The 18,872-nt window shown below is 35.0% G+C and carries 19 protein-coding genes and 1 tRNA gene; 12 read left to right on the top strand and 8 right to left on the bottom strand.

The genetic code is table 11. The annotated features are described in order from the left end of the window. Positions 1–4 precede the first annotated feature (4 nt). Both GN105_RS02895 and GN105_RS02900 read left to right on the top strand, forming a co-directional pair. Complete coding sequence (locus tag GN105_RS02895) at positions 5–1,153, top strand: T9SS type B sorting domain-containing protein (RefSeq protein WP_227977332.1); 1,149 nt, start codon at positions 5–7, stop codon at positions 1,151–1,153. A 70-nt stretch (positions 1,154–1,223) separates the two neighbouring features. Continuing rightward, the gene (locus GN105_RS02900; RefSeq protein ID WP_155283934.1) at positions 1,224–2,084 is read left to right on the top strand and encodes a DMT family transporter; all 861 of its coding nucleotides are present in this window, start codon (positions 1,224–1,226) and stop codon (positions 2,082–2,084) included. A gap of 70 nt (positions 2,085–2,154) precedes the next feature. Here GN105_RS02900 and GN105_RS02905 read toward each other — a convergent pair whose 3' ends face one another. Both GN105_RS02905 and GN105_RS02910 read right to left on the bottom strand, forming a co-directional pair. Beyond that, positions 2,155–3,549 (bottom strand): leucine-rich repeat domain-containing protein, encoded by a 1,395-nt coding sequence (locus tag GN105_RS02905; protein WP_155283935.1) that lies wholly within the window; start codon positions 3,547–3,549, stop codon positions 2,155–2,157. Between the two features lie 11 nt (positions 3,550–3,560). After that, positions 3,561–5,393 carry a GNAT family N-acyltransferase gene (locus GN105_RS02910; RefSeq protein ID WP_373279389.1) on the bottom strand — a complete coding sequence of 611 codons (1,833 nt, stop codon included), beginning with the start codon at positions 5,391–5,393 and terminating at the stop codon, positions 3,561–3,563. A 331-nt stretch (positions 5,394–5,724) separates the two neighbouring features. On the opposite strand from GN105_RS02910, the gene bioB reads away from it, so the two are divergent. The 7 genes from bioB (at position 5,725) to GN105_RS02940 (ending at position 9,264) form a co-directional block, all read left to right on the top strand. Continuing rightward, positions 5,725–6,816, top strand: coding sequence for a biotin synthase BioB (bioB, locus tag GN105_RS02915; RefSeq protein ID WP_155283937.1), 1,092 nt, complete (start codon positions 5,725–5,727; stop codon positions 6,814–6,816). Between the two features lie 143 nt (positions 6,817–6,959). Beyond that, positions 6,960–7,409: a GatB/YqeY domain-containing protein gene (locus tag GN105_RS02920; protein WP_155283938.1), complete on the top strand. Its 450-nt coding sequence runs from the start codon at positions 6,960–6,962 to the stop codon at positions 7,407–7,409. A gap of 15 nt (positions 7,410–7,424) precedes the next feature. Further along, positions 7,425–7,498, top strand: a tRNA-Arg gene (locus GN105_RS02925). Between the two features lie 113 nt (positions 7,499–7,611). After that, positions 7,612–8,058 carry a hypothetical protein gene (locus GN105_RS12910; protein WP_227977331.1) on the top strand — a complete coding sequence of 149 codons (447 nt, stop codon included), beginning with the start codon at positions 7,612–7,614 and terminating at the stop codon, positions 8,056–8,058. A gap of 29 nt (positions 8,059–8,087) precedes the next feature. Further along, entirely contained in the window at positions 8,088–8,396 is a 309-nt protein-coding gene (locus GN105_RS12915; protein ID WP_227977330.1) for a hypothetical protein, read from the top strand. Between the two features lie 185 nt (positions 8,397–8,581). After that, positions 8,582–8,797, top strand: coding sequence for a hypothetical protein (locus tag GN105_RS02935; RefSeq protein ID WP_155283939.1), 216 nt, complete (start codon positions 8,582–8,584; stop codon positions 8,795–8,797). Further along, positions 8,797–9,264 (top strand): DUF2335 domain-containing protein, encoded by a 468-nt coding sequence (locus GN105_RS02940; protein WP_155283940.1) that lies wholly within the window; start codon positions 8,797–8,799, stop codon positions 9,262–9,264. The genes GN105_RS02935 and GN105_RS02940 overlap by 1 nt, the downstream gene beginning before the upstream one ends. A 39-nt stretch (positions 9,265–9,303) precedes the next feature. Here GN105_RS02940 and GN105_RS02945 read toward each other — a convergent pair whose 3' ends face one another. Next, a complete protein-coding gene (locus GN105_RS02945) occupies positions 9,304–9,714 on the bottom strand; it encodes a lipocalin family protein (RefSeq protein ID WP_155283941.1) in 411 nt (136 codons plus the stop codon). A 114-nt stretch (positions 9,715–9,828) separates the two neighbouring features. On the opposite strand from GN105_RS02945, the gene GN105_RS02950 reads away from it, so the two are divergent. The 3 genes from GN105_RS02950 to GN105_RS12925 are packed head-to-tail and all read left to right on the top strand — an operon-like array spanning position 9,829 to position 11,582. Beyond that, positions 9,829–10,302, top strand: coding sequence for a regulatory protein RecX (locus GN105_RS02950; protein WP_155283942.1), 474 nt, complete (start codon positions 9,829–9,831; stop codon positions 10,300–10,302). A 31-nt stretch (positions 10,303–10,333) separates the two neighbouring features. After that, the gene (locus GN105_RS12920) at positions 10,334–10,840 is read left to right on the top strand and encodes a hypothetical protein (protein ID WP_227977329.1); all 507 of its coding nucleotides are present in this window, start codon (positions 10,334–10,336) and stop codon (positions 10,838–10,840) included. Further along, complete coding sequence (locus GN105_RS12925) at positions 10,818–11,582, top strand: mechanosensitive ion channel family protein (protein ID WP_227977328.1); 765 nt, start codon at positions 10,818–10,820, stop codon at positions 11,580–11,582. Before GN105_RS12920 ends, GN105_RS12925 begins: the two co-directional genes overlap by 23 nt. Before the next feature lie 24 nt (positions 11,583–11,606). On the opposite strand, the gene GN105_RS02960 is transcribed toward GN105_RS12925, so the two are convergent. The 5 genes from GN105_RS02960 to GN105_RS02980 all read right to left on the bottom strand — a co-directional run bounded on the left by GN105_RS02960 (position 11,607) and on the right by GN105_RS02980 (position 18,752). After that, a complete protein-coding gene (locus tag GN105_RS02960) occupies positions 11,607–12,653 on the bottom strand; it encodes a sensor histidine kinase (RefSeq protein WP_155283943.1) in 1,047 nt (348 codons plus the stop codon). Positions 12,654–12,714: 61 nt separating this feature from the next. Beyond that, positions 12,715–13,392, bottom strand: coding sequence for a response regulator transcription factor (locus GN105_RS02965; protein ID WP_155283944.1), 678 nt, complete (start codon positions 13,390–13,392; stop codon positions 12,715–12,717). 75 nt (positions 13,393–13,467) lie between these two features. Continuing rightward, positions 13,468–13,884: a hypothetical protein gene (locus tag GN105_RS02970; protein WP_155283945.1), complete on the bottom strand. Its 417-nt coding sequence runs from the start codon at positions 13,882–13,884 to the stop codon at positions 13,468–13,470. A 71-nt stretch (positions 13,885–13,955) separates the two neighbouring features. Then, positions 13,956–15,659, bottom strand: coding sequence for a TonB-dependent receptor (locus tag GN105_RS02975; RefSeq protein WP_306452381.1), 1,704 nt, complete (start codon positions 15,657–15,659; stop codon positions 13,956–13,958). Between the two features lie 84 nt (positions 15,660–15,743). After that, positions 15,744–18,752 carry a tetratricopeptide repeat protein gene (locus tag GN105_RS02980; protein ID WP_155283947.1) on the bottom strand — a complete coding sequence of 1,003 codons (3,009 nt, stop codon included), beginning with the start codon at positions 18,750–18,752 and terminating at the stop codon, positions 15,744–15,746. Positions 18,753–18,872 lie beyond the last annotated feature (120 nt).

An 18,872-nucleotide genomic window follows, 5' to 3' on the forward strand; every position in this document is an offset into this window, starting at 1 on the left:
ATAATTGTACAAATTTCTCAAACATATCTTATTTAGCGTTTGCTTTATGGCGAGCGTGGTTACCTTTTCACAAACCGCTAAGGTAAGTGAAATAACCACACTTTCCGTATTACCTAAAACTGGCTATGGATATGTTTGGGAATTATACGATTCATCGGTTGATTTCGCCAAAACTGCTGGTAATTGTCCACCCTCAAAAGCTGTTTTCATAGGCGAAAATAACAGCCCACAAGTACAAGTACAATGGCTCGAAGCAGGAACCTATTACTACAAAGTAAGCGTCAACGATGGGTGTTCTACCAATACCAAAATAGGAATTATTACCATTACCGGTGAGATTACCCCACCTAAAATACAAATTACGTACGATTGCCATAAAGGCACTGCCCAATTAGAAGCATCAGAATACACAGGAACTTTGCTTTGGAGTACAGGCGAAACTACCCAATCCATTGAGGTTGATACTCATAACATTCCTAAGGGAAATACTATGCCATATTGGGTTCAGCAAAGCGTTAATGGTGTGCAAAGCTCACGTACTGAAGTAAGTATCGAACGAAATACCAAGCCTAATTCGCCCGACACCTCAAACTTCCCTACTCGAATTTACATTGGGGAATCGGTGAGTTTGGCAGGAGTTAGCTGCGGTGAAGACCAAGTGCAATGGTTTACCGACGCGGCTCTTACTCAAGAAATTACGACTTCCGAAATCAATCCTACCCAAAACACGATTTATTACGTGGTTTGTAAAACCGATAAAGGTTGCCAAAGCGAGGCAATAACTCTTCTTTTAGAAGTGATAATCAAAGCACCTTGCGATGACCTATTTGAGAATATGTTTATACCAAATGGATTCTCTCCAAACAACGATGGCGTTAATGACACTTGGGAAGTTGAAGACCTCAAAAAATACTACATAAATTGTAACCAGAAAAATACCGTCCGTATCTTTAACCGTTGGGGAGCAAAAGTGTATGAAAAAGAAAATTATATGTTGGATGATCAACGTTTCCAAGGATTTTCTCAACACGAAAGAACCGTAAGCAAAAAACCATTACCTAACGGCACTTACTTCTTTATAATTACCTTTGAAGACGGAAAACAAAAATCAGGATATCTCTATATGAGAAAAGATACTGAATTTGACCTATAATCAATCTTTTTTCCAAAGTTTTTGTATTTTCGCGATTTCGTTTAATTATTACAGAAATTAAGCTTAATAAATGTTAACTCAATTACGTTTACACTTCATCGTTTTTTTATGGGGATTTACAGCTATTTTAGGAAAATTAATTTCCTTAGAAGCAAATCACCTTGTGTGGCACAGAATGTTATTAACTTCCTGTTTTTTGATTGCTTTTGTAAGTATCTTTCAAAAAAGAAACATCTTCATAAATAAATCACTGGCTATCAAACTCATTGGTGTTGGCTGCTTGATGGCTATCCATTGGCTATTCTTTTTCCATTCCATAAAAGTTTCAAATGTATCCATTACGCTGGCTTGTATTTCCACTGCCACACTGTTTGTTGCACTTATTGAGCCTTTGGTGTTCCGAAGACGTATTGACTGGTCTGAAATTGTGTTGGGCGTTATCATAACCGTTTGTATGTTGCTTATTTTTAAGACAGAAATTCGCTACAAAGAGGGGATTTTTTACGGAATTTTGTGTGCTGCCTTCGGAGCATTATTTAGTGTTTTTAACGGAAAATTACACGGACAAACATCTTCGGGAAATATCATTACATATGAAATTTTTGGCGGTTTTTTGGTTCTTACCATTTATTTTCTATTTACAGGAGATTTAAACGGAATTTCAGAAATCTCATCAAATGATTTTTGGTGGGTTTTGCTTCTGGCAAGTGTTTTCACTGCCTATCCGATGTTTGAATCCATTCGTTTGATGCGTTATATTTCGCCCTTTACTTTGGTTTTGGCGGTAAATCTGGAACCCGTTTACGGAATTGTTTTCGCTTATCTCATCTTTGGCGAATCAGAGCATATGAATCCCATTTTTTATGTGGCTTCTGCCGTGATGATTTTGGCTATTGCCCTCAACGGAATTATTAAAGCAAGGCGAAAATAATCAAACAACTGAGCTCAAACATCTGACTACAAACAACATAACACTTATTGAAATAAAATCTACGAATTTCTCACTTAAAAATATTATCTTTCCAAAGTGGATTTTCCTGATAAATTTCTTTGCTTTTCTTGGGAACGATTATAATTCCTTTGTAGCCTATTGTTCGTGTTATTTCGGGAGGTGTTGTGGCATCCAAACGCATTTCAAGTAATGAAGAACAATCTCGGAAGGCTTCCAATCCAATTTTTGTAACAGTAGAAGGAATTTTTATGGTTTTCAAGGAAGAACATCCATAAAACGACTGAACCCCAACAACTTGAGTTTGCTTTGACAATTTCACTGAAGTCAAACTTTTACAGTCATAAAAAGCCTTATCACCAATGTCAGTTATCAAATCAGGAATATTTATTCTTTTTAAATTCAAGCAATTAGCAAACGCGAAAGCACCTATATGACTCAATAATTTGGGCAATTTTACTTCTTCCAAACTTACACATTCATTAAAAGCTCCGAAGAGTATGTCTGTAACAGTACGAGGAAGCGTTATATGCGTGATACTTTGGCATTTACGAAATGCGTGCATTCCTATTTTTTCTAATTTCTCAGGGAAAGTTATCGTTTTCAAACGATGACAATCCAAAAATGTATCGTTTTTAATTTGCGTCAGATACTTCGGGAGAATTACTGATTCCAACCGAGAACAACCGTAAAAAGCACTTACCCCAAGATACTTTACAGAATCAGGCAAACGAATATCTTTCAACGACTTACATTGCTCAAAAGCATCATTACCCACATATTCCACTGTCTCTGAAATTTTCACAGAAACAAGTGATTCACAGAAAGCGAAAGCACTCGCACCTATATGAGTTACACCTATTGGTATTTCAATGGATTTAAGGCTCTTACACTCATAAAATGCTCTATGTGGAATCTCTGAAATTTTGTCCGAAATTACCACATTTTTCAAGTTGAAACATTCCGCAAACACGCCTTTTCCTAATGAAGTAACGGACTTTGGAAGTTTCATATTTTCTATATTATAACAGGACTTGAAAGCTTCATCTTCAATAACTTGTAACGATTCCGCAAACTTTACAGAAGTTAAATTCAAGCAGGAATCAAATGCGTTCTTTCCTATTCGGATAACTGAATCAGGAATATCTACCGAAGCCAAATTAGTGCAATTGAAAAAAGCTTTGTCCTCAATAATTTCTACCGTATTAGGAATTACAATATATTGTAAGCGATTACAATCTTTAAACACCTCTTTTTCAATCACTTTTACAAAATAAGGAATTGTTACTTTTCCATCAGCAGGAATTTTTTGAAAATCACAACCTTTAAGAATATTGTTCTCAATATGAAAAAGTCCCGAATTTTGCTGTGCTGTAATGCTATTAACAAACAGCATAAACAAAAAAATCAGAGGCGTTTTAAATCTGTAGTTTATATACACTTTCATTAAAATAGAAACTATTTAGCAGTTTGATTATCAGACTCATTTGCTTTCATTTTTGCTTCCAATTCTGCCTGAAATTCCTCTATAACCGGCTTCATTGTACTCTCGGGCAGATCGGCAATGCGGATATACATCAAACCGTCAATCGCATTATTAAACATTGGGTCCACATTAAAAGCAATTACTTTAGCATTTTGTTTAATATACTTCTTAATCAAAACCGGCAAGCGTAAATTTCCGGGTTCTAATTCATCAATAATTTTATCAAATTTATTGAGATCAGCTTGAGTTTCATCAAAGATAAAATCCTTATCCGCATCTTTTATTTTTACTTTAAACTCTTTCTTAGGACGCACATACTGAGCTATATATGGGTCGTAAAAGTTTGATTTCATAAACTCAATCATCAAGGATTTTGAAAAGTTGGAAAATTGATTGCTTATACTCACTCCTCCCAACAAATAATGATGTTCAGGGTAACGTAACGTAGTGTGTGCTATCCCTTTCCATAAAAGGAATAACGGCATTGGTTTTTGCTGATATTCAGGAATGATAAACGCTCTTCCCATTTCAATGGTTTTACTCATCATATCGTATAACTCAGGCTCAAAACGAAACAAATCGTGCGTATAAAAACCATCAATGCCATATTTCGGAAAAATTTCGGCTCCCAATCCCATACGGTAAGCACCGGCAACTCTCTTAGCCTCCGCATCCCACAGAAATAAATGATGATAATACTCATCAAATGAATCCAAATCAATCGAAGCGTTTGTTCCTTCACCTACCTCCCGAAAAGTTATTTCGCGAAGTCTTCCGATTTCTTTTATTATGTTGGGAATATCTTTACACGGAGCCAAAAAAACTTCATAATTATTTGCTTTTAGCAAACGATGCCCTTTTTGCGTAATTGATTCTATTTCCTTCTCTATGAGTTCAGTCCCTACAGGTTGTATAATTTCTTGAGGAGTTTTTGGAGCTTTACTTGCCTTTAAAACAGTTGCCAGAGGAATAAATTTTTTGTCCTGTTCAAATGTGTTTGCCAAGATATATGTCTTCTTACGCAAAAATTCCGTGTATGATTCAATATCTTGATATTCTTCTTGCACGCTCAAAGATATTGGCTTTCCTATACGAATATAAATCACTCTTTTTCTTTGCGTTAGCAATTCCGATGGCAATTTTGCCGTACGTAATGTATCGCTGATTTTGGATAGTGTATAAAACAGTTTGCTGTTTTGAGCGTGAAAATAAATAGGGATGATGGGGACTTGTGCCTTTTTGGCAAGCTTCATCGCTGCTTCTTCCCAAGGTTTATCAACCACAAGTTTGCCTTCCCTGCTAACAGAAACCTCTCCTGCAGGAAAAAGTCCCAAAGGCATTCCTTCCTGTAAATGTCTGATAGTTTGCTTAAATCCCATAACACTCGACTTTGCATCTTTGTGATTTTCAAACGGATTGACGGGCATTACGTACGGAGCCAAAGGTTCAATACGTTGCAATAAAAAGTTCGCCATAATCTTGAAATCGGGACGTTTTTCCAAAAGCAACTTCAATAATAATATTCCGTCAATTCCTCCCAACGGATGATTGGATATTGTGATAAAAGCTCCTTCCTTAGGAATGTTTCGTAAATCTTCTTCCGGAATTTGAAACTGAATTTCAAATTCGTCTAAAATGGTATTTAAAAAATCAAGCCCCTGCAAGTGTCTGTTTCTGTTATAAATAGCATTAAGTTTTGAAAGTCGAAGTAATTTCATCAATACCCAGCCTCCAAAAGTTCCCATAAAGCCATATTTATCAAGCTTTATAGCCTTAGCCACCTCTTTCGCACTTACAAGCCCCATATTTTTGAATATTATTATATTTTATTAACAATTTCACAAGCTACAAAGGTAGAGAATTTAATTTTAAAAATAAAAAGTTTTACCTTCAGTGGATTAATTCTCTTAATGATATCAAAAACAAAATACTGATTATAAGATGTTTAAAAAAATTACAATCAAAATTATTTTAAATTGATTTTTTAGGTGTCTTGACTTTTTTACATAAAACTTATCAAAAAGAATTAACAACTCATTATATTTATTATTTTTGCAAATTGAAAAAGTTTTATCAAGAATTCATTCTGTCTTTGATATTTTTCATTGTATAATAAAAAATAAATTCATTAAGAATATGTGTGAAACTCGACATAATTGGACAAAAGACGAAATTATTGCTATTTACAAAAAACCCCTGATGGATTTGCTTTATGAAGCAGCCACAGTACATCGTAAACATCACGACCCCAACATTGTACAGGTATCAACCTTGCTTTCAATAAAAACAGGCGGATGCTCCGAAGATTGCGGATATTGCCCACAAGCAGCCCGCTACCATACAGGAGTAGAAGTTGAAGAAATGATGAGCGTTTCACACGTAAAAGCACAAGCCTTACGAGCAAAATCTTCCGGAGCTTCACGAGTATGTATGGGTGCCGCTTGGCGTAACGTGAAAGACGGACCAGAATTTGACCAAGTCTTGGAAATGGTACGTACCATCAACAAATTAAATATGGAAGTTTGTTGTACTTTAGGAATGATTACTGAAAACCAAGCAAAAAGACTTTCCGAAGCCGGCTTGTATGCCTATAATCACAACTTGGACACATCGGAAGAATATTACAAAGAAGTAATCTCGACAAGAGGTTATGAAGACCGACTACAAACCATTGAAAACGTGCGAAAAACAAACATCACAGTATGTAGCGGAGGAATCATCGGTATGGGGGAATCCTTGGAAGACCGTGCCGGAATGCTTGTGGCTTTGTCATCACTTAATCCTCAACCTGAATCTGTTCCGATAAATGCTTTGGTTGCTGTGGAAGGAACACCGATGGAAGACCAAAAGCCTGTGGAAATTTGGGATATGGTACGAATGATTGCTACCACACGAATCGTAATGCCTGAAACTCAGGTACGCCTTTCAGCAGGAAGAACGCAAATGAGCAGAGAAGGACAAGCAATGTGTTTCTTTGCGGGAGCTAATTCTATCTTCGCTGGAGACAAGCTATTAACAACTCCTAACCCTAACATCAATGAAGATATGATGATGTTTGAAATGTTAGGAATGCGTCCGCAAAAGCCTTTTGAAAAACACGCACAACCTACAACGGTTGAAGCTGAAGATTCACAATACACCGATTTAGGTGAAAATCCGAAATGGACACGCCCCGCACACAAAATAGAACGTAACGAAAACAAACGAAAAACAAGAATTAAAGAGTAGAAAAACTCCCATTCATTTGATTGTAAAAAAGGTAGAGAAATTTTGAACCTTTCAATCTTTCTTTTTTCCGAGTTTTTTTATAAAATAACTTGTTATTTATCTCAAAACATATTACTTTTGCACATCTTTTAAGATTAAGTCTGATGAGTTTACAAACAAAAGTAATGGATGCTTTGAAAGAAGCAATGAAGGCTAAGGACAGTGTAGCTCTGGAATCATTACGAGCTATTAAATCAGCTATTTTATTAGCCAAAACAGAAGCGGGAGCCTCTGAAGAACTTTCAGAAACAGAAGAATTAAAAATTCTGCAAAAGTTAGTAAAACAGAGAAATGACAGTGCTGCTTTGTACACCTCACAAGGACGTAATGACTTGGCAGAACCCGAATTGGCACAAGCTGCTGTTATTGAGAAGTTCTTACCGAAACAACTTTCCGAACAGGAAATCATTGCAGAAATTTCTGCAATTATATCAAGTGTTGGGGCTTCGGGAATGAAAGATATGGGCAAAGTTATGGGAGTTGCCACGCAGAAATTAGCAGGAAAAGCTGACGGAAAACTCATTTCAACTGTTGTAAAAAATTTATTGTCATAGCATACTATTTTAGGAGGCCGCGTAGTTCAACTGGATAGAATATCAGATTTCGGCTCTGAGGGTTAGGGGTTCGAATCCTCTCGCGGTCACAAGAATGTAACTCACTTCCACTGAAAGAGTTACAGTAATTTATAAGTGAAAAATTTCGTTTGTAATTATTTGTTACCAGCAAGGTAAACGGCAAGGTAAAATAATTACAGATATGACCACAAAAACTATTGACGGGTGTAGCTATTCCGAATTTTGGGTACCCCCTCCGAATTGGCAAAAAGCCACTAAAAAAGACTTAGAGAAAGATTGGTACGTTCAATGTGCCTTTTTTGACCCTCGTTTCCAAAAAAAGTATCCCAAAGGGTTTCCATACCGAAAGAGAGTGAACAAGCCTAAAACCATTGAAAAGCGTAAGGCTGTTATTTCCTTTCTACTAAAAAAACTCCCCAAGCAACTTAATGAGGGATTTAATCCTATTCTAAAAAAATATCCTTGTGTTCAAAAAGAGGGACTTCATCCTGATTTACCCTTTATTGAAGCATTCAAAAGAGCTTTATCTCAAAAAAAAGCAATAAAAGACACCTCTATGATATTAGTTGTGCCGTCAATCGCATTCAAAAAGCATCGGAAGCTCTTGAAATGCAAAACATCAAAATAAAAGATTTAAAAAGGGTTGATTTAAAAAAAATGCTTGACTGGCTACAATTGCCCGATAAATATTATAATAAGTTCGTCATCTATGTTTCATCCTTATATCGTGAACTTATTGAATATGAATGCTGCGAAAGTAATGTTACAAGAGATGTTTATCCAAAGAAAGTAATTAAAGCTCCACGTTTAATTCTCGAAAAATCCGAGTTAGACACAATTAAAGTCTATTTGAAAGAAAATCATCCTAATTTTTATCGATATATGATGATTTTTCTGTATTCTGGAGTTTCATTATTTGTATTTTCAGCAAAAATATTTTGTATTACTACAATACACGTAAAATGAAAGAAAGAGTTATTTACAAGTTATTGATAAATAAAAAAGTGCATTTTTAAAAATTATAACTTAATTCATTTTCAATGTTTTGTGTTTGAAATTAAATAAATAATAGAATATAAATTTGTATATGTTTTTTATGTTATGTATCTTTGTGCCAAATATATTGTGATTATTCTAATTGAAATGAACCTATGAATAAAGTAGCAAAAAGAAAACAAAATGATAAAACAACTTTCTTGCTACCCAAAAAAAACTTTTGGATTGGTGTAGGAAGTGTGTTGAATATTTTTGGTGTATACTTCACCTACAATTATTCCAAAACTACTGAACAAGCAGACAAAAAAGCTATTACTTGTGATTGGACAATGGTTGGAAATGATTTTAAAAAAGTTTTAAACATCAGGTAATGGACAAAGAAGCCTCTAAGCAAGAACTTCAAAGATTAGATGAGGAAGTTATCAGTGTAAATCCGTCACTAAAAAACATTAATCCTAAAAAACGTCAGGAGTTATTACAAGCATATATGGGCGTTGTGTCCGTAACAAAGATGCATTCAGGACCTCTTCCAGATGTAGAAACACTTAAAGGATATGATGAAATTATCCCTAATGGCGGTGAAAGACTTATGCAACAAGTAGAAAAGCAAGGCAATCATCGCCGAAAAATAGAAAGTAAGGTTGTCAATTGGAATAACTTTCAAAGTCTTTTAGGACAGGTTTTTGGTTTGCTTATTGCTGGGGGTGTATTATTTGCCTCATACGACCTTGCTATGAAAGGACACGAATCGGTAGCGAAAGTTTTGGGAAGTACAACAATTATAGGTTTAGCTGGAATCTTTGTTTATGGAAAGAAAAAACAAAGAGAAGATTTTTAAAAAAATCCCTACAATGTTATAGGGATTGTGTTTTTTAGATTATTGTTTTTTAACCTTTATTCGGGTTGCTGATTTTTCCCCTGTCATACGCATATCCAGCGTCGCTTCTGTTTTAGAAAAATCAAGGACTTCATATTTTAAATATTCTTGTCCTTGAATGTAACAAGTTATCGTTCTCCCTGAAGTCTTGTAAGTACCAGTTCCTGTCCCAAAATAACCTTCTCCGGAATACGTCCCGTCGCTATTAAATGTTGCATACGTTGGCTTGAATATTCTTTCCGCAATTTCGGAAGTTATGTCAAACATTCCTCCGTTTTCCTGCTGAATGTGAGTAATTCTCCATTTTCCGTACAAGTCATTTAAAGGAAAAGGTGTACTTTGGTTATCTTCTTTTTTTGAACATCCAACAGCTACAATAGTGGCAAATAGTAGTAAAATTACTTTCTTCATCTTTAAAAAATCAATTGAGTTAATAATGATGCAAAAATAGTAAAAAATTACGGTTGCAACCCTTGTTAACGGAAATTATCACTTGCATCCAAAATTTTCGTACCTTTGCTTTCTATGGATACAGTCAAAACTTACACCGTTGAAGAAGCAAAGCGAAAATTAGAAGCTTTTTGTGCTTATCAAGAACGTTATCACAAAGAAGTAATTGATAAGCTCCAAAAAATGCGTATGATTCCTATTGCCATTGATGAAATTGTAGTGCATTTAATCCAAAATAATTTTTTAAATGAAGAACGTTTTGCCAAAAGCTTTGCCCGAGGGAAATTCAGATACAAAAAGTGGGGACGTATCCGCATCCAACGAGAACTGAAACATCGAGGGCTTTCAGCTTATATCATCCAATCAGCTTTAAAAGAGATTGATGATGAGGAATATATCTCAGTTTTTGACGCTTTGGCAGAGAAAAAACAAACTGAAATAAAGGAAAAAAATACTTATAAAACAAAACGTAAACTTGCTGATTATCTGCTCTATCGTGGATGGGAATCGGATTTGGTTTATGACAAAATAAATGAATTGTATGATTAACCCTACTCAACCAATCTCTTACTGAAACGCTATGGAAAATTTGAGAAACCAAACTGTACAAATACTTGAAGAATACGGATTTAGCAATGTATGGGCTATTGTAGTACAATCTGTTATCACATTTGCCATCATATTGGCTATGGCTTGGTTAATAGACAAGCTGGCAACCTTTATTATGAGGCGAACCGTGCCAAAATTAGTTGGACACACTGCCACTCAATGGGACGATATCTTTATGGAGAACTTGGTTTTTGCTAAATTTGCACATTTCTTACCCGGACTTTTAGTTCTTTCTTCATACAATGTTATCGCCTCTGAATCATTACGATGGCTTATTCAAACCTTGATAAGCACCTATTTCATTGTAGTTTTAATATTATTCCTAAATGCCGTACTAAACGCTATAGAACAACTTTATATTCACATAAAAGGCACAGAAATAGCTATCAAAATATATATCCAGCTTGCAAAAGTCATACTTTACTCATTAGGAGCGGTTGCCATCATTTCCATTTTTGCAAATAAAAAATTTTATTGATATCCTTACAGGGTTAGGGGCAATGATTACCATTTTGTTAATCGTTTACAAAGATATGATTATGGGATTTGTTGCTGGCATTCAGCTATCTGCAAATAAAATGCTTTTCGTTGGTGACTGGATAGCATCTCCAAAAGACGGAGCTGATGGAACTGTAATTGATATTGGGCTGACCACCGTGAAAGTCCAAAATTGGGACAGAACCATAACTACAATTCCTACCTACAAACTCACTTCCGAATCATTCACAAACTGGCGAGGAATGGAACTATCGGGAGGAAGGCGAATTAAAAGACACGTTAACGTTGATATTGAATCAATTCACTTTCTGTCCGAACAAGAAATCGAAACTTTCAAAAAAATACGATTAATTTCAGATTATATTGAAGAAAAAGTAAAAATAATCCGTGAAGTAAATGCTAATGAAACGGAACATTTCAACCAAAGACGACTCACAAATATTGGAACTTTTCGGAAATATGTGGAAAATTATCTTCGAGAATCAGGCTTTGTAAATTTAGATATGATGTTTGTTGTCAGACAATTACAACCGACAGAAAAAGGAATCCCGATTGAAGTTTATATGTTCTCCAAAGTTAAAGAATTTGCTATTTATGAACAGATACAGGCGGATATTTTTGACCATATTCTTGCTATTGTACCGACTTTCAATCTGAGATTGTTTCAAGAACCTTCCGGACATAATTTCTCTAAATATGGAGAAGTACGAGAAGAAAAATGAACGATTTAATCAATTGATTTTATATTATTTTTCTCTTTTTGGAACATCTAACGTAAAAGAAAATTCGGAACCTACCCCATAAACACTATCTACGAAAACTTTTTGTTTATGGGCTTCAATGATGTGCTTTACGATGGAAAGCCCCAAACCTGAACCACCTTCTTTGCGACTTCCACTTTTGTCAACTCGGTAAAAGCGTTCAAACAAGCGAGAAAGATTTTCTTCAATGACACCTTCACCGTTATCCATAACTCGAACGATTATTTTTCCTTTTGGCAAACTTTCAATGCTGACTTCCGTCGTTCCGTTATATTTTCCGTATTTTATAGAATTAACTATCAAATTTGCAACCACTTGCTGTATTCGCTCACGATCAGCATAAACATACATCGGAGGATATTTCTTATCGAAAATAAGTGATATTTCCCTTTTGGTGGCTTGCATCTCAAACATTTCAAACACATTCTGAATCAATTCAATAATATCAAATTCTTCAAAATCAAGATTTAATTTCCCTGTTTCTAATTTTGAAATCATTTCAAGGTCCTTAACCACATAAATTAATCGTTCAACTCCCTTTGCCGCACGCGAAAGGTACTTTTTACGAACAGATTTATCTTCTATTGCCCCATCTAAAAGCGTTAAAATGTAACTTTGCACCGTAAAAAGTGGCGTATTTAACTCGTGTGAAATATTCCCAATATATTCTTTTCGATATTTCTCTTGGTCTTTAAGCGTCTCAATTTCAAGTTTTTTCCGACGTGCAAATCTGTTTATTTCTTTACTTAAAGAAGCGACATCTGCAGTAATGGGCTTATTTCCAACACCGGAACTTTCCAGAAGAGAAACATCTTGGTATATTCTCTTAATCCGTTTGTACATAAATTTTTCTACACGATACTGCAGTATGAAAAAACAAACTACATACAAAGCTAAAGCATAAGGAATTACAATCCAAAAAGGGATATTTTCAAATATAAAAATCACAATCCCGAGCAAAAAGCCGGAAAAAATCGTAACAAAGAAAGAAGACCTTAACGCAAACCGATATGATTTTTTCAATTTCCACATATTCTAAAAAAGACAGGGGATTAGTCAAAAGAGCTAATCCCCAATTTTAAAATTCCATTTATTATGCTACAAACTTGTAACCCACGCCTTTAACCGTTTTGAAGTAATCATCTCCTATCTTCTCTCTCAGCTTACGGATGTGAACATCAATGGTTCTGTCTCCAACAACAACTTCACTGCCCCAAACTTTATCTAAAATGTCCTCTCGCTTAAAGACTTTCCCCGGCTGTGAAGCTAATAACCATAAAAGTTCAAATTCTTTACGTGGCAGAACCATTTCTTCACCTTTATAAGTTACTTTGTACTCATCCCTATCAATAATGAGATTATTCATTTTCAGGATTGAACCATTTTCTTCATCGGTATTAAAGCGACGCAGCAAAGCTTTCACCTTACTTACAAGTACTTTAGGCTTTATCGGTTTTGTTATATAATCATCAGCTCCTGCTTCAAAACCAGCAAGTTGAGAATAATCTTCACCTCTGGCTGTCAAAAAAGCTATTACTGTTTTTGACAATTCAGGTTGCTTTCGGATAAGTTCACAAGCCTCAATTCCGTCCATTTCCGGCATCATCACATCCATAATAATGAGATGAGGCTGCTCTTTCTCCGCTTTTTTAATGGCTTCCAATCCATTTTTTGCTGTAAATACACGAAAACCTTCCCGTTCCAAATTGTATCCTACAATTTCCAGAACATCGGGTTCATCATCAACCAACAAAATCTTCAAACTCTTCATAATATCCTTCTAAAAATTGGCAATCTACAACAAAACCATAAGCTTTTTCTTTACTTCCGTTTAGATGAAGTTATTTTAACCAAAATAATCATCTAACATAGTTCCAAACTCTGCCTTGCAACGATAAAGTAGTGCCCGTGTTATACCCAAATTTGAGTGTTCACGTTCAAGTGCAGTAACTGAGAAGAATTTACCTAAGGCTGAAACCATAATAATAAACACTATTTTATTAGTTTCAATGATAATATCATCAATTTCCAAATTCGCCTCTGCATTACTATCAACCACCTTTTTTACTTGGTTCAAAATGGTCAAATGAAACGCAGACCCACTTTCAATATTTTCTGCCAACGGATTATCTTCAGCTTGTGCCTTAGACAATGTAGTCCCGTCAGAAACACTCAAAATACCATAGAACAAGAAACCCGGCATATTATCCTTCATTTCCCGACAATGGTCATCCAACATTTTTTGTAATTCTAGTGCATTCATCTTTAATCAATTTTTCGGCAAAAATAGAAACTTTTTTTACTCAAAAAATTAAAAATGACATTTTTTTGATTTTACTTTGATTTTTTACTCAAACCAAATAAATACTTCACTCCGGCAAATATCTGAAGTCCTTGAACAGGATAATACGCCCAACGATTATAACTATTTGATGTCAAATTATTTGCTTTTGCAAAAATCATCCACTTTTTGTTGATTGTATAATCTGCGTGAAGATTTAGGTCAAAATATCCTTCGAGCTTCAATTTCCCCGGCGGAGTTAGTATAGAAGAAACATAATCCTTCTCATATCGGTCTCCTACATAAAACAAATCTACTCCTGCAAATAGTCCGTCCATAATTTTTACGTCTGTAAATAAAGAAACTCTTGTTCGAGGTAAATTCCACGCTTCTTCCTGATTTTTAGTTGAATACCCGTTAATTTTTCCTTCCAAATCAAAGAAAAACACATCGTTTATATTACCACCTATTTCTGCTGCAAATCCGAATTCTTTTACCTCATCATACACCAATTTAAACGAATTATTATGTTGATAAGCTAATGTTAGTGAGGCTGTCCCCGCTTCCGAATTGCTTGTAAACAAAGGAAGATTTTCATATTGCTTATAAATTCCTTGCAATTTGTAATATAATCCTGTTGCTAATTCTCCTTTGATAGACGCAGAAATATCCACATTAACATTTGTAGGATTAATCACTTGTGTTGGAGCTAAATACGGATTCACTTTCGTTAATTTCTCAAATGTGTTTTGCTGAAACATCCCCCGAATAGCTCCGTGCAAAATTGTACTTCCTCCTGAAAATTTGTACAAAACTTCCACATCAGGAAAAGCTTTAAAATTGCTTTCCTGTGTTGGGTTGGCTCCCGCATAAGCTATCGTTGCTCCTAATTTTAACTCCAATTCATTAGTAGTAAAATGATATGACGGATTTGCAGCCATCAACAGCCATTTGTTTTTTTGTTCAACAGCCGTTAAATATCCTCTTTCAAAAGTTCCCGAGTAATAATCCAAAAGAAGATTCAAGTGAATTTTATGTTCCCCCTTACTGATAGGAACTTGAAGTGACGGAGCTAATCTGAAGTTCATTTCACTGGTATTAAATTTATCAGAAAGCCCTCTAAATGAAACATCTACACCCTCAAAATAGGAATCAGGAAGTTTCAAATATCCGCCCAATCCGTAATCAATATATACTTGCTTTAGGCTTGTTAGCTGCTTGATTTGTTCATCTGTATAAAAATCCTTTTGTATACCATACCAATTGTGAGCACGTCTTCCGAAATCGGCATTAACACCCCAATATACGTCCTTATCCAAATAGTCGTAACGCACCTCGCCTTTGGTTTTTGCGTACTCATTATCCAGAATCACATCTTTCACTTCTCCGTTGGAAGACAAGTGATTAAACAGAAAAGCCAAATTACTTTCATCCGTAACAGGTAAATTGACAGAAGCATCACCGTACAACGTATTCAAATTTCCAAAAGCTCCCCCAACGTATGAATCAGGATAATATTCTCTTTTGATAGTTTTTTTCATCGTCGTAGCCTTTCCTTTTTCGGGTACAAAGGTAGAAGCCACCGGAATGGAATAAATCGAATATGTTATCTGCTTCTTTGTCAAGGATAAAGAATCTTTTTTGATGTTTGCATCTTCCCTTTTTTTATAAGCATCTGCAATGGTTGGTGCATACGATTTCACCACATCAATCACCTTTGTTGTCAAACTATCTTTCTTGCTTTGTGCAATTGACACAGAAGAACACATTAAAAAAGTGATTAACAAAACTTTAAATTGAAATATATTTTTATTCATCATCGTCATTTTTTGGTTACGAAATTACATTTTAACTGAGGAATTACTTTTCGCAGCTTCGGCTTTTACTATTTCAAGCTCTTTTTTAGCTTCGGTAACCACATCAGGATAATCTTTAAAATTATTAATCACACTTTCAAGAATATACGTAGCTTGATACGAATCTTTCAATCCGTAGAAATTTTTTGCCATTACCACCAATCCTTTGGCTGCAAACTCTTTATAACCTCCGTAGTCTTTTGCCAATTTCTGAATAACTTCATTTGATTCTTTAAATTTTCCATCTTTGTGTTTAAAGTATGCATCGTAGTACATTGCCTCGGCAGCCAAACTTCCTGTGGCTGTTTTACCCACTTCCTGATAGGCTTTTCTGGCTTCATTTTCGTTTCCTAACTGAATATGCGAACGAGCCAACACATTGTAGGCATCGTTTTTAATGCGTGTATCTATTGTTTTCTCCATCAATACTTTATTAGCATATTCAATGGCTTTGTCATAAAGCTTTTCGTTATAACAAACACGCATTAAGTTGGATTGTGCATATACTTTATTTTGAGCAATGGTAGCCGTTTTCTCCAATTCTTCCAGATAAGGTTTGGCTTTCAAATAACTTCCTGCATCTAATAGAATTTGTGTGAGCTTCGTTAATGATTGTTCCGTAAACTCATTAGCACCACTTTTGATTACGTTTTCATACAACGAAACTGCCTTCGATTTTTGATTTGAAGCATAATACAATTGAGCTAAATAAAACTGTGCATTTGTATGACGCATCCCGTTAGGAAACTCTTTGATATATTTTTCAAACCCTGCAATTGCTTCTTTTTCATTTTGTTGTATGTATTGACGCTCAGCAGCTTCATACGTTGCACTTTCCAACTCCAAATCCGAAACCTCTACATAACCAAGCCCTTTTGCCCAAGAAGCATACTCGCTCACTTTCCCCATATCAATGTAAATCAGCTTGGCTGTTGCTACTGCTTGTGCCGATTCATTCGTTTTAGGATAATCTTTGGCGATGGTTTTGAAAACTTGCAATGCATTCTGGTTTTGGTTTTTGTTATAATACACCAATCCTTCACGCAACATTGCACGAGGCACAAAATTATTACCTTTATATTCTGTTTGAATTTGTTTGTAATATTGTACGCCTTTCGCTGTATTTCCTTCCGAAACATACGTGTTTCCTAACTCAAACAAAGCATTAGGACGAAGATTTGAGTTTTTGTACTTTTTGATGAATTTCTCCAATTCCTCTATTTTTTTCGAAGTTCTGTCAACAAAACCATAACTTATTGCCTTTTGGTAAGCCGCATAATCCTCGTCTGATGTGTTACTTGCGATGAGTTTGTTGTATCTTTCCATTGCAGGCCAATACTTCCCTTCAACAAAATAAGAATCCGCCAAACGCAACAAGGCATCATTTGCCCAAGCATTTGACTTTGGCTTTTCTTTCAAATATCTTTCAAAATTTTCAATCGCCGATTTATAATCTTTCAAATTGAAATCAGCATACGCCAAACTGTAATAAATGTTTTTATATTCACTTGTTTTTGAAGAATTTGGCTTACTTAAAAATTGCGTATAATATTTTTTAGCATTTTGAAAATCTTTCAACAGATATGATGTTTCTCCTAACCAATATAAAGCTCTTACTGAAATACTTGCATCTGAACTTTCGGTAGATTTCTGTAAATATTTGAGTGCCTCTTCATATTGAAGTTCATTGAATAATTCCAAACCTCTGTAAAAAGACACCTTTCTGTAAACCTCTTGGTCTTTGGGGTCTGTTGATTTTTCTAACAAATTAATAGCCGCCTGATAATTTCCTGATGAAATATACGAATCAATCAACAACGACTGAATTTCTTCTTTTTTATCATTAGGATATGCTTTTGAATACGAGAGCAATACGGAAGGAACACTCTCATACGGATTACCAATTTCATAGCTTAGTCGAGCATAATTCAAATGTGCATCTTTTTTAATTTGAGCATCAAAATTCATTTGGTACGCATTACGGAAAGCATTTAAAGCTTGTTGTTTTTGCCCTGTATTCAAATAACATTCAGCCAAATGATAATATGCATTCTGAGCTACTGCATCATTTCCACTTATGATTTGGTTAAACTGCTCAATGGCGTTTGTATAATCTTTATTTTTATAATACGCATATCCTAAATAGTAAAAGTCTGTATTTGAGAACTTTCCTCTTTTACCTTTGTATTCTTTCAAATAAGGAATTGCTTGGCTGTATTTTTCTAAATTAAAATAGCTCTCCCCTATAATTTTATTGAGTTCGGAAAGTTCCTGTGCGTTTTTATTTTTATCCTTTTGTTTAAGTCCTTCACGGATAGCCTCTTCAAAAAGTCCTTGTTTAAATTTCATATTTGCCTGAAAATAGGAAACATTTTTATCCAGACTTTCATCTGCCTGCACTTTTTCAAAATAACTTTCCGCTTTTTTGTAATCATCTGAATCATAAGCAATATAACCCAAATAATAGTTAGCATCTGCTCCAAATTGCTTTGAGTTTTTCACCAGATTAAAATATTTTTCGGACTCCTTTCGGTTTCCTCCCGCAAAAAGAGCATATCCTTTTTGGAAATAAAATTTGGTGCGTTCCTCACTGCTGACACTTGCATCATTCACTTGCTTATACCACCCCAAAGCCTCCTTGTAATTCCCTTTCTGAAAGTAATAATCTGCCATTCGCAAAAAGGCTCCGGAACTCAGTGGAGATTCAGGATGTTGTTCAATAAACTTCTTCATCAATACATCGGCTCCCGTTTCGCCCAAAATAGCCGCAATTGAAGCAACATAGTACTGAGATTTTATTCGTTTTTCTACATCAAGTGAAGTCGTTTGCTCCGTTCTGAACAAATGTTGTGCAGGTTTGTAAATTTTCCTATTATACAAAGACATCGCCTTCTCAAAATTAGCAGAAGAATTTGTATAAATTTCTGTTTCTTGCCCAAGTAAAATTTGAGCAAAGAACAAGAAAAAAGAGATTGAAAAAATTGTTTGTTTCATAAAGAAATGTTTTTAACGCCCAAATTTATGGATTTTTGTTTTGTAAACCAATTTTTGACATCTGTATTTAGAATCATAAGAAAGATTCCTTCCAAAGCCAACAACCAATAAAACAGTAAC

Source organism: Capnocytophaga felis (assembly GCF_009684755.1).
Classification (GTDB): domain Bacteria; phylum Bacteroidota; class Bacteroidia; order Flavobacteriales; family Flavobacteriaceae; genus Capnocytophaga; species Capnocytophaga felis.

Coding starts and splice junctions, on each gene's coding strand:
- GN105_RS02940 (WP_155283940.1), top strand. CDS start 8,797: ATGGACAAAGAAGCCTCTAAGCAAGAACTTCAAAGATTAGATGAGGAA.
- GN105_RS12915 (WP_227977330.1), top strand. CDS start 8,088: ATGCTTGACTGGCTACAATTGCCCGATAAATATTATAATAAGTTCGTC.
- GN105_RS12910 (WP_227977331.1), top strand. CDS start 7,612: ATGACCACAAAAACTATTGACGGGTGTAGCTATTCCGAATTTTGGGTA.
- GN105_RS02960 (WP_155283943.1), bottom strand. CDS start 12,653: ATGTGGAAATTGAAAAAATCATATCGGTTTGCGTTAAGGTCTTCTTTC.
- GN105_RS02970 (WP_155283945.1), bottom strand. CDS start 13,884: ATGAATGCACTAGAATTACAAAAAATGTTGGATGACCATTGTCGGGAA.
- bioB (WP_155283937.1), top strand. CDS start 5,725: ATGTGTGAAACTCGACATAATTGGACAAAAGACGAAATTATTGCTATT.
- GN105_RS02945 (WP_155283941.1), bottom strand. CDS start 9,714: ATGAAGAAAGTAATTTTACTACTATTTGCCACTATTGTAGCTGTTGGA.
- GN105_RS02920 (WP_155283938.1), top strand. CDS start 6,960: ATGAGTTTACAAACAAAAGTAATGGATGCTTTGAAAGAAGCAATGAAG.
- GN105_RS02900 (WP_155283934.1), top strand. CDS start 1,224: ATGTTAACTCAATTACGTTTACACTTCATCGTTTTTTTATGGGGATTT.
- GN105_RS02965 (WP_155283944.1), bottom strand. CDS start 13,392: ATGAAGAGTTTGAAGATTTTGTTGGTTGATGATGAACCCGATGTTCTG.
- GN105_RS02980 (WP_155283947.1), bottom strand. CDS start 18,752: ATGAAACAAACAATTTTTTCAATCTCTTTTTTCTTGTTCTTTGCTCAA.
- GN105_RS12920 (WP_227977329.1), top strand. CDS start 10,334: ATGGAAAATTTGAGAAACCAAACTGTACAAATACTTGAAGAATACGGA.
- GN105_RS02950 (WP_155283942.1), top strand. CDS start 9,829: ATGGATACAGTCAAAACTTACACCGTTGAAGAAGCAAAGCGAAAATTA.
- GN105_RS02905 (WP_155283935.1), bottom strand. CDS start 3,549: ATGAAAGTGTATATAAACTACAGATTTAAAACGCCTCTGATTTTTTTG.
- GN105_RS02935 (WP_155283939.1), top strand. CDS start 8,582: ATGAATAAAGTAGCAAAAAGAAAACAAAATGATAAAACAACTTTCTTG.
- GN105_RS02910 (WP_373279389.1), bottom strand. CDS start 5,393: ATGGGGCTTGTAAGTGCGAAAGAGGTGGCTAAGGCTATAAAGCTTGAT.